Raw genomic sequence first — 14,724 nt, 5'->3', positions numbered from 1 at the left:
CATGGAAACCACACCGCTTGCGAGAACACTGCGCGAACAGGGCGCCAACAGCGACCTGGTGCTGATCGTCGACGACGTGCCCGACAACCTCGCGGTGCTGCACGACGCGCTCGACGAGTCGGGCTACACCGTGCTCATTGCCACCAGCGGCGAACAGGCGCTGCAGCGCGCCGCGCAGGCTCGCCCCGACATCGTGCTGCTCGACGCGATGATGCCGGGCATCGACGGCTTCGAGGTGGCGCGCCGGCTCAAGGCCGATGCCGCGACGGCGCACATTCCCATCGTGTTCATGACCGGCCTCACCGAAACCGAGCACCTGGTGGCCGCGCTCGAGGCTGGCGGCGTCGACTACGTCACCAAGCCGATCAAGCCCAAGGAAGTGCTGGCCCGCATGAACGTGCACTTGCAGGGCGCCCGCCGCGCCCGGCAGGACGCGCGCCAGGCCGGCCAGGCGCGCAATGCGCTCGACGCCTTCGGCTACGCGAGCATCACCGTGCGCCTGCCCGAGGGCCGGCTGATCTGGCAGACGGCGCTCGCGCGTGAGCTGCTGCAGCGCTATTGCGACACCCGCGCGCCCGAGACGCCGCCCGTGGTGCTCGAGTGGCTGCGGCGCCATGCGCCCGATGCCAGGCAGCAGGGCATCGAGCCGCCGGCGCTTTCCATCGTGCGGCCGAGCGTAGGGGGCACGCCGAGCGCCGCCGGGCCGCCCCAAGGCGCGAGCGGCCCCCTCGGGGGGCAGCGAGGACACGCAGTGCCGAGCGTGGGGGCCACGCCGAGTGCGAGCAGCCTCAGCCTGCGCCTGCATCGGCAGACCGGCCAGGACGACGACGGCGACGAATGGATGATCGTCATGCGCGAGGTTTCCGACACTGCTGTGATCGAGGCCATGAGCCTGAGCCTGAAGCTCACGGCGCGCGAGGCCGAGGTGCTCTACTGGGTGGTGAAGGGCAAGACCAACAAGGACATCGGCGAGATTCTCGGCAGCAGCCCCGCCACGGCCAAGAAGCACCTGGAACGGGTGTACGTGAAGCTCGGCGTCGAAACCCGCACGGCGGCCGCCGGGGTGGCCATCAAGCGCATCCGCGAGCTGCAGCCGCAGTTCGAGATCTGAGAACCTGCGGGGCAGGCGCCGCGCCACCGCGGCGACTTTCGCCATCCCTAGGAGACCGTCGGACTTGAGCTCGAACGAATCTGAATGATGGCAGCGACGGAGTTTTTTGGATGGCGTCGGGCTGAATGAGCACCCCTGATGGTTGCCGAGGCACTGTGAGGGCGCATGGGGTCGCGCGGCGACTCGATTTTTGCGTGATCGGGGCGCACTTTTTTTCCTTCAAGTGGCTCGCAGCACGTGCATGCGCTTGATGTTCCATGCCATGGTCACGAGGTTCCACTCGCCTTGCGCCTTGGCCAGCCCGCGCATACTCATCTGACGCCAGCCCATCACCCGCTTGATGATGCCGAACACCGGCTCGACCGTCTGCTTGCGCAGTTTGTACAGTGCCTTGCCGACTTGCGTGGACAGCCGGTGAACCATATTCACGACCGCATCTGTCGTCTGCGGCGCATCGGGGTCGGGTGCAAATCGCTCCATCAGGGGTTCGTGATGCGACTGTCGCTTGATCGCCAGCAGCGGCTCGATCCCCGCCTGCGTGCACGCGACCACGTTGGCTTGGCTGAAGAAGCCGTTGTCGGCGATGAGCGTGTGCACCGTGCCTAACGCCTCGGGCAGCGTATCGATTTGCTTGAGCGTGGGCACCACTTCGCGCTTGTCGTTACACGCCTGCGTGACGTGCGCGGTGATCACCATCATCGTGTCGGTGTCCACGCCGGCCTGCGCGTTGTAGCTCTGCTCGAAGCCCCCGCCGGACACCGGCATGATGCGCGACTGCTCATCTGTGAGGTTGACCTGGTCGCCGTCCTTGGGGCCGGCCTGGGGCGGCTCGGGGTCCTTGCCGCGTGGCTTCTTGCCTGCATCACGTTGATGCCTTGCGCTTGGCCTGCTTGCCCTCGAATTCCTGTTGCTCGCCCTGGTAGCGTTCGCCCGCACGCTGCTCGATCTTGGCCTTGGCCTGCGTGATAGCGCTCAGGCGGTCTTCACGCCTGGCAATCTCCGCTGGTACGTCCATGCCATCGGGTAGCGCTGTACGGTCGCTGGTCTCCGCCAGCGCCAGCAGGGCCTGCACTTCCCGGCGCAACTGCGCTTCGATCTTGTTGGCGTGCGCCCAGGACAGCGCCTTGTGCTTGCTGGCGCTGGCGCCGATCTTGGTGCCGTCCAGCGCGATGTGGCCGAGCTTGAGCAGCTTCATCTCGCGTGCGAGCACCAGCACCTGCACGAACAGCGCCTCGACCTCCTTCAGGAAGCGGCGGCGGAATGTCGCCAGCGTGTCGTGATCGGGGTGGGTATTGGCCGCCACGTAGCGAAACGCCACCGAGTCGTAAGTCGCGCGCTCGATCTTGCGGCTGGAGTGAATGCCGTTGGCGTAGCCGTAGATCAGCAAGCCCAGCAGCACCGCCGGATGGTGAGCGGCCGAGCCTCGCCCCGCATATTGGCGGGTCAGATCACTCAGATCGAGCTGCTCGATGACTTCGACCACGAAGCGCGCCAAGTGATCATCAGGCAACCATTCGTCCACCGACGGCGGCAACAGGTACGCAGTGTCTCGGTCTACAGGTACGAAGCGGCTCATCAGGGCGGACTCTCAGTTGTGCAGCAGCAATTGTCTCGGATAGCGCCTTCAGCCGGAAGACTGCTAAGCCCGACGGGCTCCTAGAATGCCCGTGTCTTCGAGATGCCGGCGATGAAAAAGTACAGACGCAGAACAACAATTCGATGGCCGCAACCCGCCTGGTTGCTGGTGGCGGCCTGCCTTCTGGCAAGCGCGGCGGGCGCACGGGCGGCAGGCCATTTCGACGTCGACGATGCCGGCCTGCTCGATGCTGGCCAATGCCAGTACGAAGCCTGGTGGGGCCGCACCGGCCCCGAGCCGGTGACCGGGCTGCACATCGGTCCGTCCTGCCGCGTCGGGCCCGTCGAGCTGGGGTTCAACATCGACCGGCTTTCTGCGCAGGGCGCGCATTCGGCCACCGCGGGCCCGCAGCTCAAATGGAACTTCTTCGGACCGGCGGCCGATGCGCCGCTGAGTGTGGCCCTGTCGCTCGGTGCCGTGTTCGACCTGACGCACGGCGGGCGTGCGGGTGGCCAGTTCGTGCTGCCGGTCACATGGCGCCCGCTGGGCAGCCTGCAGATCCACGCCAACCTCGGCGCCGACTGGGCCACCGGCACCGGCGCTCGCACGCCGCGCGGCGGGCTGGCGGCGGAGTGGGCGCTCGACGACAAGGTTTCGCTGATCGCGGAGCGCAACCGCGCGTCGGGTGTCTGGACCTCGCGCGTCGGCGGACGCTTCAGCCTCACGCCGCTGGTCAGCGTGGATGTCAGCGCCTCCAGGACGGGGCCCCGGGGCGTGCGAGGCTTCGTCGTGGGGCTGAACCACGAGTTCGCCTGGAAGTAGGCCGGTGCGCAATCAGCGCAGGTAGCGCTGAATGCGCTTCTCGTCTTCCGCAAGTTGCCGGCGCATGAGCGAAAGAAAGTCGCGCGCGGTGGTGGACAGCACCTTGCCCGTGGGCAGGGCCAGCACGCAGGAAAAGAATACGTCGACCGAGAGCCGGCGCACCACGAGGCCGCGCTCAGCGTAGTCGAGCGCGGTGATCGGGTTGACCAGTCCCACCCCCAGGCCGCGCACGGCCATCTCGCACACGCTGGCCGCGTAGGGCGTCTGCACCGTCACCCGGAGCGCCGCGCCGCGTTCGGCCAGTGCGGTTTCGAGCCCGCGGTGCGAAGGGTCTTCGGGATTCAGGGCCAGGAAGGGCACTTGTGCGAGCTGCTCCGGCTCGACGCGCTTGAAGCGCGCCAGCGCATGGCCTTGCGGCATCACCACCACGCCGGGAAACCGTGCGAAGGTCGAGTGATCGATGCCTTCGAGCGGCAGTTCGTCGGCCATCAGGCCGAAGTCCGAGATGCCCTTTGCCACGCGGTCGCGCACGTCCTTGGAGCTGAGCACCTGCAGCGACACCTGCGGCCAGGGACTGTCGCCGCGCTGCGCCTTCAGGCGTTCCAGCGCACGGGGCATGAAGCCGAGGCCGAAGGCCGGATAGCAACTGAGCTCGAGCTGGTTGGTGCCGAAGTCGCGCAGGCTGCGCATGCGGTGCTCGATGGCCTCCATGCCGATGAAAACCCGCTCCACTTCTGTCCACAGCGCGCGCGCCTCGGGCGTGGGCACCAGCCGCCCACCGGTGCGCTGGAACAGGAGCATGCCGGCCTGCGCCTCCAGCCGCTTGAGCGACTGGCTGATGGCGGGCTGCGTCACGTGCAGCAGTGCCGCGGCCTTGCGGGTGGAGCCGGCGCGCATCAGGGCCCGGAACGTCTCTATTTCGGTGAAGCGCATCGATAAGTTTTCTTATCGCTTGAGTATTTCAAGCTGAATTATTTTATTTCCAGATGCCTAAGATTTCGGCACGACTTCCCCAGCCAAGACCCTTGTGAACACACCTGCGCCCATTCTGGACATCAAGTTCGCCCCGTTTTCCGGCCCGCCGGCCAACCCCTCGGGTAGTGCGCCGGCCCGCACGCCGCCCCCTGTGAGAAACCCTCGCCTGCAAGGCTTCCGGTGCCTGCGGTGCGACGCCCCTTATCCGCTCACATTGGCGAACGATGGCTGCCCCGCCTGCCGCGGCATGGGCATTCATGCCGGGTTGCGCGCCAGCTACATGCCCGACAGCGGCAGCCCCATGCCCATGCCCTACGCGCCGGGCTTCACGCTGGGGGAGGGCCGAACGCCGCTCGCGGACATGCCGGAGCTGGCGCGCCAGTTCGGCGTGGCACGCCTCGCGCTCAAGGACGAATCGGGCAACCCCACGGGCTCCCATAAGGACCGCATGACCGCGGTGGGTGTGGCCCAGGCGCTGGATTTCGGTGCCCACACGCTGGTGCTGGCCTCTTCGGGCAATGCCGCGATCTCGGCGGCGCACTATGCGTGGGCCGCGGGCCTGGGCTGCGAAGTGGCAACCTACGAAGGCCTGCCCCCCGCCTATGCGCGGCAGCTCGACGCCCTCGGTGCCCGGCGCTACGTCTTTTCCGACAACGCCGGCCGCTGGGCTTTCGTGCGTGAGCGCTCACAGCATCCAGGGTATTTCGCGCTGACCAATTACCGCCTGCCCGCATTGGGAAGCGCGCCGCTGGCGATCGAGGGCTACAAGCCCATTGCCCTGGAGTGCCTGGCCGAGGGCGGCCTGCCCGATCACATCGTGATCCCCACGGCGCGCGGCGATCTGGCCTGGGGCATCTACGCGGGCTTTCGCGACCTGCTGGCCGCCGGGCGCATCCCGCGCCTGCCGCGGCTCTGGCTGGTGGAGCCTTTTGCGCGTCTCTCGCGCGTGCTGGCCGGCGATGCGCTCAACGGCACGTATCCCGGCCACACCGCGCAGTTCTCCACCGCCGGTGCCACCGTGACGTTCCTGCAGTGGCAAGCTGCCGTCGCCTCGGGCGGCGGCGCAGTGGTGGTGAGCGACGACCAGGCCCGCGCGGCCCGGCGAAAGCTCACGGCGGCCGGCGTGAGCGCCGAGCTGTGCGCAGCGGCCGGACTGGATGCCCTGCGCCAGCTGCGCGAGGGCAACGCCATTGCCGGCGATGCCCACGTGGTGCTGATGCTCACCGCCAACGCCTCGCGCGACCCGAGCTGGCCCGACCAGGCCGTCTGAACGTCCGAACCACCCAGAAGGAATCGAAACCATGCAAGCAATGCAACGCCGCGCCTTCCTGGCTGCCGGTTCGGCCGCCCTCTTCACCGCCACGGCGCAGAGCGCCTGGGCGGCCTTTCCCGACAAACCCATCAAGCTGATCGTGCCGTGGGCAGCCGGCGGGAGCACCGACGCCATTGCGCGCGCCATGGCGCAGCGCATGAGCCAGACGATCGGCAGCTCGGTGATCGTCGACAACCGCCCCGGCGCCGCGGGCCAGATCGGCACCGATGCAGCGGCCAAGGCCGTGCCCGACGGCTACACGCTGGCCATCGTCGAGTTGCCGCACGCCATTGCGCCCGCGGTGACGACGCGCCTGCCCTACGACCTGCTGCGCGACTTCACGCCGGTGACGATGATCGGCACCTCGCCCCTGGTCTTCTTTGCGGGCATGAACGACGACAGCCGCGATTTCAAGACCTTCATCAGGACGGCGGCCGCCCGGCCGATGCCGCCGCCCATCGCGCACAGCGGCGCCGGCACGGTGAGCCACCTGGCGGCCGAGCTGCTGGCGAGCCGCACGAAGATCAAGTTCAACATGGTTCCCTATCGCGGCTCGGCGCCGGCGCTCACCGACGTGGCGGCGGGCACGGTGGCCGGGCACTTCGCGACGCTGGCCAGCGGTTCCAGCCTGCTGGGCGCCAACAGGATCCGCCCGCTGCTGGTGACGAGCGCCCAGCGCGTGAACATTCCGGGCCTCAAGGATGTGCCTGGCCTGGCGGAGAGCGGACTCAAGGGTCTCGAGATCGACCAGTGGTGGGCCATGGTGGCGCCCGCCACCACGCCGCTGGAGGTGATCGAGCGGTTGCGGCGCGAGGCGATCGCGGCACTGGACCATCCGTCGGTGAAGGAGCGCATGGCCGTGCTCGGCGTGCAGCTGAAGGGATCCACCACGGGCGAGCTGCGGGCTTTCATGCGCGCGGAAGCCGAGCGCTGGCAGAAGGTGGCGCACAACATCGGACTTCAGCCGCAATAGGCCAGGCCCCGATGGGCCGGGCCGTTTGCGCGGCCGGCCGCTTTTCCGTTCAGCGCCCGGATTGGACCTTGATCCGGATCGTGTTCACGTCCCAGCCCTTGTTGCGCAGCCGGGTGACCAGCATCGGCGACAGCTGGCGCAGCTTGGCCGCCGCCGCGCTGCCGTTGACCAGCAGGCACCACACGTCCCCTTCGGCCGGGCCGGCCTGGACGGCCGGGCGCATGGCCGGCGGGATCAATCCCTCGACCGCCCGCAGCCGGTCGCTCGCGTCGCGCGCACGGGCGATCAGGCTCGCCAGGGTGGGCGAGCCTTCGGCGGCCTGCTGCAACGTGAAGGGTGGGACGGAGCGGCGATTCATGGGTAATCCGGAGGGGGGAACAAGGACAGCTAAAATGCCCGGTTTGCCGACGCTTGCGCCGGCAGATCCGGTCTGGAGCCGCTTGCTTTCTTCGGAGCTTGCATTCGAAGAAGGTGCGCCCAACTGCTTTCACCATATCTTAGGGAATCCGGTCGCAGTGCCTGTCGTGTCAGGTGCCCGCCCATCTCCACGCCAATGGCAACCAACTTCCTGACCCAGATCTTCGGCAGTCGCAACGACCGGCTCCTCAAGCAGTATCGCAAGACGGTGGAGCGCATCAATGCGCTCGAACCCGAATTCGAGAAGCTCAGCGACGATGGGCTGCGCGCCAAGACCCAGGAGTTCAAGGACCGCATCGCCAAGGGCGAAAGCCTCGACGCCCTGCTGCCCGAAGCATTCGCCACCGTGCGCGAAGGCTCCAAGCGCGTCATGAAGATGCGCCATTTCGATGTGCAGCTGCTTGGCGGCATGGCGCTGCACAACGGCAAGATCGCCGAAATGCGCACTGGCGAGGGCAAGACCCTCACGGCCACGCTGCCGGTGTACCTGAACGCGCTGTCGGGCAAGGGCGTGCACGTGGTCACGGTGAATGACTACTTGGCCAACCGCGACGCCCAGTGGATGGGCCGCCTGTACAACTTCCTGGGCCTGACGGTGGGCATCAACCTGCCGCAGATGCCGCGCGAGGAAAAGCAGCAGGCCTACGGCAGCGACATCACGTACGGCACCAACAACGAGTACGGCTTCGACTACCTGCGCGACAACATGGTGTACGAGCCCGGCGACCGGGTTCAGCGCAGCCTGAACTACGCCATCGTCGACGAGGTGGACTCCATCCTGATCGACGAGGCCCGCACGCCGCTGATCATCAGCGGCCAGGCCGAAGACCACACCGACCTCTACCTGGCCATCAACAAGGTGGTGCCCCTGCTGACCAAGCAGGAAGGCGAGGCCGACCCGCGCACGGGCGAAGGCGTCACGGTGCCGGGCGACTTCACGGTGGACGAAAAGACCCACCAGGTGTTCCTGACCGAAGACGGCCACGAGAAGGCCGAGCAGCTGCTGGGCGAATTCAAGCTGCTGCCCGAGGGCGCGTCGCTCTACGACCCGGCCAACATCACGCTGATGCACCACCTGAACGCCGCGCTGCGTGCACGACACCTGTACCACCGCGACCAGCATTACGTGGTGCAGCAGGGCGAAGTCGTCATCGTCGACGAATTCACCGGCCGCCTGATGACGGGCCGCCGCTGGAGCGACGGCCTGCACCAGGCCGTGGAAGCCAAGGAAGGCGTGCAGATCCAGGCCGAGAACCAGACGCTGGCCTCCATCACCTTCCAGAACTACTTCCGCCTGTACGGCAAGCTGGCCGGCATGACCGGCACGGCCGACACCGAAGCCTACGAGTTCCAGGAAATCTACGGCCTCGAGACGGTCATCATTCCGCCGAACCGCATCAGCAAGCGCGACGACCAGCTCGACCGCGTCTACAAGACCACGCGCGAAAAGTACGAGGCGGCCATCCAGGACATCCGCGAATGCTACGAGCGCGGCCAGCCGGTGCTGGTGGGCACCTCGTCGATCGAGAACTCCGAGATCATCGACGGCCTGCTCACCCAGGCGGGCCTGCCGCACCAGGTGCTCAACGCCAAGCAGCATGCGCGCGAAGCCGACATCGTGGCGCAGGCCGGCCGCACGAAGATGATCACCATCGCGACCAACATGGCCGGCCGCGGTACCGACATCGTGCTGGGCGGCAACATCGAGAAGATGATCGAGGCCATCGAGAACGACGAAGGCCGCGACGACGCCACCAAAGAGGCCGACATCGCGCACGTGCGCGCCGAATGGACCAAGGACCACGAGTTCGTCAAGTCGCTGGGCGGCCTGCGCATCATCGCGACCGAACGCCATGAGTCGCGCCGCATCGACAACCAGCTGCGCGGCCGTTCGGGCCGCCAGGGCGACCCGGGCTCCTCGCGCTTCTACCTGAGCCTGGACGATCCGCTGATGCGCATCTTCGCGGGCGACCGCGTGAAGGCGATCATGGATCGCCTCAAGATGCCCGACGGCGAAGCCATCGAAGCCGGCATCGTCACGCGCAGCATCGAGAGCGCGCAGCGCAAGGTCGAGGCGCGCAACTTCGACATCCGCAAGCAGCTGCTCGAATACGACGACGTGTCGAACGACCAGCGCAAGGTGATCTACCAGCAGCGCAACGACATCCTCGACGCGGGCGACCTCACGGCGCAGATCGCGGCGCTGCGCGAAGGCTGCTTCACCGATCTTGTGCGGCAGTACGTGCCGGCCGAGTCGGTCGAGGAGCAGTGGGACCTCGACGGCCTCGAGAAGACGCTCTTCAACGAGTGGGGCATCGACATGCCCCTGAAGAAGGACATCGAGGCGGCCGAGGCCGTGGGCGACGACGACATCGTCGAGAAGGTGGTCAAGAACGCCAACGACAGCTTCGGTGCCAAGGTGGCGCTGATCGGCCAGGAAAACTTCACCCAGTTCGAACGCATGGTGCTGCTGCAGAGCATCGACACGCACTGGCGCGAGCACCTGGCCTCGCTCGACTACCTGCGCCAGGGCATCCACCTGCGCGGCTATGCGCAGAAGCAGCCCAAGCAGGAATACAAGCGCGAGGCCTTCGAACTCTTCGGCCAGCTGCTCGACTCGGTCAAGAACGAAGTCACGCGCCAGCTCATGACGGTGCGCGTGCAGTCGGGCGAGCAGCTTGAAGAAGCCGCCGATGCGCTCGAAAGCCGCGGCGAGAACGTCTCGAACATCACCTACAGCGCGCCGACCGAAACCGGCGAGGTCGAGGTGCGCCTGGACGAGGAAAACCAGCGCCGCATCGCGGCTGCGGGGCTGGGGCTCGGCACGCTCGGCGCCGAGGCCGAGGCCGCGGCCTTTGCCCGCGTCGGCCGCAACGACCCGTGCCCCTGCGGCAGCGGCAAGAAGTACAAGCATTGCCACGGCAAGCTCAGCTGACCCAGAAACTCCCGAGAAGAGAACCCGCCATGCCCGTGAACCTGTCCGCCCCTGATCCTGCCGCCTTGTTCGCGGTGCCCGGCGTCCGCATCGGCGTGGCCGAAGCGGGTGTGCGCAAGGCCAACCGCAAGGACCTGACCGTCGTGCTGATCGACGAAGGCTCCGCGGTCGGCGGCGTGTTCACGCAGAACCGCTTCTGTGCGGCGCCGGTGCAGGTGTGCCGCGACCACCTAGCGGCCAACTACGGCATTCGCGCGATGGTGATCAACACCGGCAACGCCAACGCGGGCACGGGCGAAGATGGCCTGATGCGCACGCGCTCCACCTGCATTGCGCTCGCGCGCCAGCTGGACATCGCGCCCGAGCAGATCCTGCCGTTTTCCACCGGCGTGATCATGGAGCCGCTGCCCGTGGACCGCATCGAGGCCGGCCTGCCCGCCGCGCTGGCCGATGCTTCGGAGAACCACTGGGCGCGTGCTGCCGAAGGCATCATGACCACCGACACGATCCCCAAGGCGTTCAGCCAGCAGGTCCAGGTCGGCGGCGCCACCGTCACCATCACCGGCATCAGCAAGGGCGCCGGCATGATCCGCCCGAACATGGCGACCATGCTGGGCTTCATGGCGACCGACGCGAAGATCGATCCGGCCCTGATCCAGCCGCTGGCCAAACGGCTGGCCGACGCCTCGTTCAACCGCGTGACCATCGACGGCGACACCTCGACCAACGACTCCTTCGTGGTCATCGCCACCCAGAAGGCCGCGCACGCCGCCATCACCTCGCTCGATTCACCCGAAGGCAAGGCCCTCGTCGAAGCCATGCAGAATGTCGCGCGCCTGCTGGCGCAGGCGATCGTGCGCGACGGCGAAGGCGCCACCAAGTTCATCACCATCCAGGTCGAAGGCGGGCGCGATGCCGCCGAGTGCAAGCAGGTGGCCTACGCCGTGGCGCATTCGCCGCTGGTCAAGACGGCCTTCTATGCCAGCGACCCGAACCTCGGTCGCATCCTCGCGGCCGTGGGCTACGCGGGCATCGAGGATCTCGACCAGACCGGCATCGACCTGTTCCTCGATGACGTGCACGTGGCCGTCAAGGGCGGGCGCAATCCGTCCTACCGCGAGGAAGACGGCCAGCGCGTGATGAAGCAGAGCGAGATCACGGTGCGCATCGGCCTGGGCCGCGGTCACGCCAGCGAAACCGTGTGGACCTGCGACTTCAGCCACGAGTACGTCACGATCAATGCCGACTACAGGTCATGAATGAACAGTTCCAGAAGCTGATCGAGCGCGCCGAGCAGCTGATCGGCCGCATCGAATCGATCCTGCCGCAGCCGCTGGCGGCCCCCGCCGACTGGAACGCGTCGATCGCCTGGCGCTATCGCCGCCGCAGTTCGGGCCACGGCGTGCTCGAGCCCGTCAAGCACGTGGCCGCCATGTCGCTCGACAGCCTGAAGGAAATCGACGTCCAGAAGGAAAAGATCGAGCGCAACACGCGCCAGTTCGTCGAAGGCAAGCCAGCGAACAACGTGCTGCTGACCGGCGCGCGCGGCACGGGCAAGTCGTCTCTCATTCGCGCCTGCCTGCAGGCCTATGCGCCGCAGGGGCTGCGGCTGATCGAGGTGGACAAGGCCGAGCTGACCGACCTGCCCGACATCGTCGAGGTGGTGTCGCAACGGCCCGAGAAGTTCATCGTGTTCAGCGACGACCTGAGCTTCGACGAGGGCGAGCCGGGCTACAAGGCGCTCAAGTCGATCCTCGACGGATCGATTGCCGCATCGACGCCCAACGTGCTGATCTACGCGACCAGCAACCGGCGCCACCTGCTGCCGGAATACATGAAGGACAACCTCAGCTACACCCACACCGAGGACGGAGAAGTCCATCCCGGCGAGGTGATCGAGGAAAAGATCTCGCTGTCCGAGCGCTTCGGCCTGTGGGTCAGCTTCTACCCGTTCAGCCAGAACGAATACCTGGCGATCGTCGCGCAATGGCTGTCGTCGTTCGGCGTCGACAAGGCCGCCATCGAGGCGGCGCGGCCCGAGGCGCTGGTCTGGGCGCTCGAGCGCGGTTCGCGCAGCGGCCGCGTGGCCTACCAGTTTGCGCGCGACTACGCCGGGCGGGCCACGGCATGAGTGGGCAGCCGCAAGGCCGCAAGCACACCGAGGTGGCCGTCGGCGTGCTGATCCGGCCGGCCGACGACGCGCTGCTGCTGTCCACCCGCCCCGAGGGCAAGGCCTATGCGGGCTTCTGGGAGTTTCCGGGCGGCAAGATCGAAGCCGGCGAAACGGTGGAGCAGGCCCTGCGCCGAGAACTGCACGAAGAACTCGGCATCACCATCGCGGGCGCCGAGGTCTGGAAGATCACCGAGCACGACTATCCGCATGCGCTGGTGCGGCTGCACTGGTGCAAGGTCACGGCCTGGAGCGGCGAGTTCGAAATGCGCGAAGGGCAGGCCATGCGCTGGCAGCAGCTGCCGCTGGACGTGGCGCCGGTGCTGCCGGGTGCCCTGCCGGTGCTCGAATGGCTGACCCAGGAGCGCGGGCTGCCGGCCTCGGCGGCGCTGGCGGTTTCGACACTGGCCTGATGGACAGAGCCGTGCGGGCGGGCGGGCGCGTCCAGCCGGCGCCGCAGGCCTGAAGCACGACACGATGCATCCCAAGTACCGCCCCGACATCGACGGCCTGCGCGCGGTGGCGGTGGCCTCGGTACTGGCCTTTCATGCATTTCCCGATGCGCTGCCGGGGGGCTTCATCGGGGTCGACATCTTCTTCGTGATCTCGGGCTTCCTGATCACGACCATCATCCTGCAGAGCCACGCGGCGGGCGACTTCAGCTACCGCGATTTCTACGCACGTCGCATCCGGCGGATCTTTCCGGCGCTGACGCTGGTGCTGCTGGCCACGCTCGCCTTCGGCTGGTATGCGCTGCTGCCCAGGGAGTTCACCGAACTCGGCAAGCAGGCGGCCGGCGGCGCGGCCTTCGTCGCCAACTTCATCTTCTGGGGCGAGGCCGGCTATTTCGACACGGCCGCCGAGACCAAGCCGCTGCTGCACCTGTGGTCGCTGGGCATCGAGGAGCAGTTCTACATCTTCTGGCCCATGCTGCTGGCGCTGGCCTGGCGCCGGCGCTGGCCGGTCCTTCGGCTGCTGTGGGTGCTCGCGGTGGCGTCGTTCCTCGTCAACGTGCTGACGATCCATCCCTACCGCACGGCGGCCTTCTACTCGCCCGCTTCGCGCTTCTGGGAGCTGATGGTGGGCGGCATCCTGGCCTGCATGCGCCTGCAGTCCGCGAACAAGGCACCGGAACCGGCGTGGCGCAGCCACCTGCAATCGTGCCTGGGCGTGGGGCTGATCGTGCTGGGTCTCGTGATGACCCGCAGCGACAAGGCGTTTCCGGGTTGGTGGGCGCTGCTGCCCACGCTGGGTGCGGCGAGCTGCATCGCGGCCGGGCCTGCGGGCCTGCTCAACAGGCATGTGCTCGCGAGCCGCCCGATGGTGTGGATCGGTCTCATCAGCTATCCGCTCTACCTGTGGCATTGGCCTTTGCTGGTGTACGCGCGCATCGTGGGAGAGGGCGAGCCGGCGGCGTGGATTCGTGCGTGCCTGGTGCTGGCGAGCGTGGTTCTGGCCTGGGTCACCTATCGCTTCGTCGAGCGCTTCACCCGGGCGCGAACCCAGGTCGGCATGCTGCGTTCGCTGGTGGCCGGCAGCGTGGCGATTGCGGTCGCCGGCCTGTTCGCGCTGGGCGGCATGCCGCCGCGCAACGGCAGCGACCTGCTGCGCAAGGTGACCGACGCCACCGCGGATGACAACTACTACGCCGGATTCGAGCAGCAGAAGATCGGCACCTATCCGGTCAAGCGCGTGGGCAGCGGGCCGGGCACGGTCTTGCTGATCGGCGACAGCCACATCCTGCAATACGCGCCTCGTGCCATGGAGCTTGCAGGCAGCGCGCCCGGGCGCATGGCGACGACGTATTTCTCGACCTACGGCGCCTGCCCGCCGGTGCCCGGCATGGTTGCCGAAGGCAATCCCGGCTGCGAGCAGGCGCGCGGCGAGATGCTGGCGCTGGCGCTCGACCCACGGATCGACACCGTGGTGGTCGGGGCCTGCTGGAACTGCTATTTCACGGGTAACTTCCCGCTGCCGTTCTACTTTCGCGAAGGTGATGCGGCCTACCTCGTGAACAATGGCGGCGACGGCCTCGGCCGCTCGCTGGCCTCGCTCGAGAAGCTGCTGGCCGAGCTGGTGCGGCAAAGGAAGAAGGTCTATCTGCTGCTGGACAACGCCAGCGGCCCCGAGTTCGAGCCCCGGCGGCTCATCGAAGGCAGCCGCATGGGCCGGATGGTGGCTCTGAACAGCACGCCCACGGCGCCCCTGCCGCCGGAACAGGCGCGGCTCAACGAGCAGCTGAAAGCCCTGGCGCGGGCGAGCGGCGCGGAGCCCATCGATGTGATGGCGAGGCTTTGCACCGACGGGCAGTGCCTGAGGGCAACGCCCGACGACGCACCGGTCTACAAGGACCGGGAGCATCTGCGCCCGTCCTATGTCCGCAAGTACGCGGACTATCTCGACCGCGTCCTGCTCGCGCGGTAGCAGTAGCGC

General features: G+C 67.5%; 11 protein-coding genes and 1 pseudogene. 9 read left to right on the top strand and 3 right to left on the bottom strand.

What is annotated here, in order from left to right; all coding sequences use genetic code 11:
* Position 1 precedes the first annotated feature (1 nt).
* Entirely contained in the window at positions 2–1,111 is a 1,110-nt protein-coding gene (locus VAPA_RS21730; protein WP_041946552.1) for a response regulator transcription factor, read from the top strand.
* A gap of 219 nt (positions 1,112–1,330) precedes the next feature.
* Here the strand turns inward: VAPA_RS21730 and VAPA_RS21725 are convergent.
* Positions 1,331–2,687 (bottom strand): annotated as a pseudogene (locus tag VAPA_RS21725) (IS1182 family transposase).
* A 168-nt stretch (positions 2,688–2,855) separates the two neighbouring features.
* Between VAPA_RS21725 and VAPA_RS21720 the strand changes: the two are divergent.
* On the top strand, positions 2,856–3,509 hold the full coding sequence (locus tag VAPA_RS21720; RefSeq protein ID WP_051255401.1) for a hypothetical protein: 654 nt from the start codon (positions 2,856–2,858) through the stop codon (positions 3,507–3,509).
* 12 nt (positions 3,510–3,521) lie between these two features.
* On the opposite strand, the gene VAPA_RS21715 is transcribed toward VAPA_RS21720, so the two are convergent.
* Positions 3,522–4,442 carry a LysR substrate-binding domain-containing protein gene (locus tag VAPA_RS21715; RefSeq protein ID WP_021008913.1) on the bottom strand — a complete coding sequence of 307 codons (921 nt, stop codon included), beginning with the start codon at positions 4,440–4,442 and terminating at the stop codon, positions 3,522–3,524.
* Positions 4,443–4,731: 289 nt separating this feature from the next.
* On the opposite strand from VAPA_RS21715, the gene VAPA_RS21710 reads away from it, so the two are divergent.
* Both VAPA_RS21710 and VAPA_RS21705 read left to right on the top strand, forming a co-directional pair.
* Complete coding sequence (locus tag VAPA_RS21710) at positions 4,732–5,754, top strand: pyridoxal-phosphate dependent enzyme (RefSeq protein ID WP_413470475.1); 1,023 nt, start codon at positions 4,732–4,734, stop codon at positions 5,752–5,754.
* A gap of 31 nt (positions 5,755–5,785) precedes the next feature.
* Positions 5,786–6,769 carry a Bug family tripartite tricarboxylate transporter substrate binding protein gene (locus tag VAPA_RS21705; RefSeq protein WP_021008911.1) on the top strand — a complete coding sequence of 328 codons (984 nt, stop codon included), beginning with the start codon at positions 5,786–5,788 and terminating at the stop codon, positions 6,767–6,769.
* Positions 6,770–6,818: 49 nt separating this feature from the next.
* Here the strand turns inward: VAPA_RS21705 and VAPA_RS21700 are convergent, their stop codons facing one another.
* A complete protein-coding gene (locus VAPA_RS21700; protein ID WP_021008910.1) occupies positions 6,819–7,127 on the bottom strand; it encodes a hypothetical protein in 309 nt (102 codons plus the stop codon).
* Between the two features lie 195 nt (positions 7,128–7,322).
* Here VAPA_RS21700 and secA point away from each other — a divergent pair, with 195 nt between their 5' ends.
* The 5 genes from secA (at position 7,323) to VAPA_RS21675 (ending at position 14,715) form a co-directional block, all read left to right on the top strand.
* Positions 7,323–10,121, top strand: a complete 2,799-nt coding sequence (secA, locus tag VAPA_RS21695; RefSeq protein ID WP_021008909.1) for a preprotein translocase subunit SecA — start codon at positions 7,323–7,325, stop codon at positions 10,119–10,121.
* A 29-nt stretch (positions 10,122–10,150) separates the two neighbouring features.
* Positions 10,151–11,380 (top strand): bifunctional glutamate N-acetyltransferase/amino-acid acetyltransferase ArgJ, encoded by a 1,230-nt coding sequence (gene argJ / locus VAPA_RS21690; RefSeq protein ID WP_021008908.1) that lies wholly within the window; start codon positions 10,151–10,153, stop codon positions 11,378–11,380.
* Positions 11,377–12,252 (top strand): ATP-binding protein, encoded by an 876-nt coding sequence (locus VAPA_RS21685; RefSeq protein ID WP_021008907.1) that lies wholly within the window; start codon positions 11,377–11,379, stop codon positions 12,250–12,252. The genes argJ and VAPA_RS21685 overlap by 4 nt, the downstream gene beginning before the upstream one ends.
* A complete protein-coding gene (locus tag VAPA_RS21680; RefSeq protein ID WP_021008906.1) occupies positions 12,249–12,704 on the top strand; it encodes a (deoxy)nucleoside triphosphate pyrophosphohydrolase in 456 nt (151 codons plus the stop codon). Before VAPA_RS21685 ends, VAPA_RS21680 begins: the two co-directional genes overlap by 4 nt.
* A 64-nt stretch (positions 12,705–12,768) precedes the next feature.
* Positions 12,769–14,715, top strand: a complete 1,947-nt coding sequence (locus VAPA_RS21675; RefSeq protein ID WP_021008905.1) for an acyltransferase family protein — start codon at positions 12,769–12,771, stop codon at positions 14,713–14,715.
* The last annotated feature ends 9 nt before the right edge of the window (positions 14,716–14,724 follow it).

This window comes from Variovorax paradoxus B4, assembly GCF_000463015.1.
Taxonomy (GTDB): Bacteria; Pseudomonadota; Gammaproteobacteria; order Burkholderiales; family Burkholderiaceae_C; genus Variovorax; species Variovorax paradoxus_E.
This window is presented reverse-complemented; position numbering and strand designations above follow the sequence as displayed.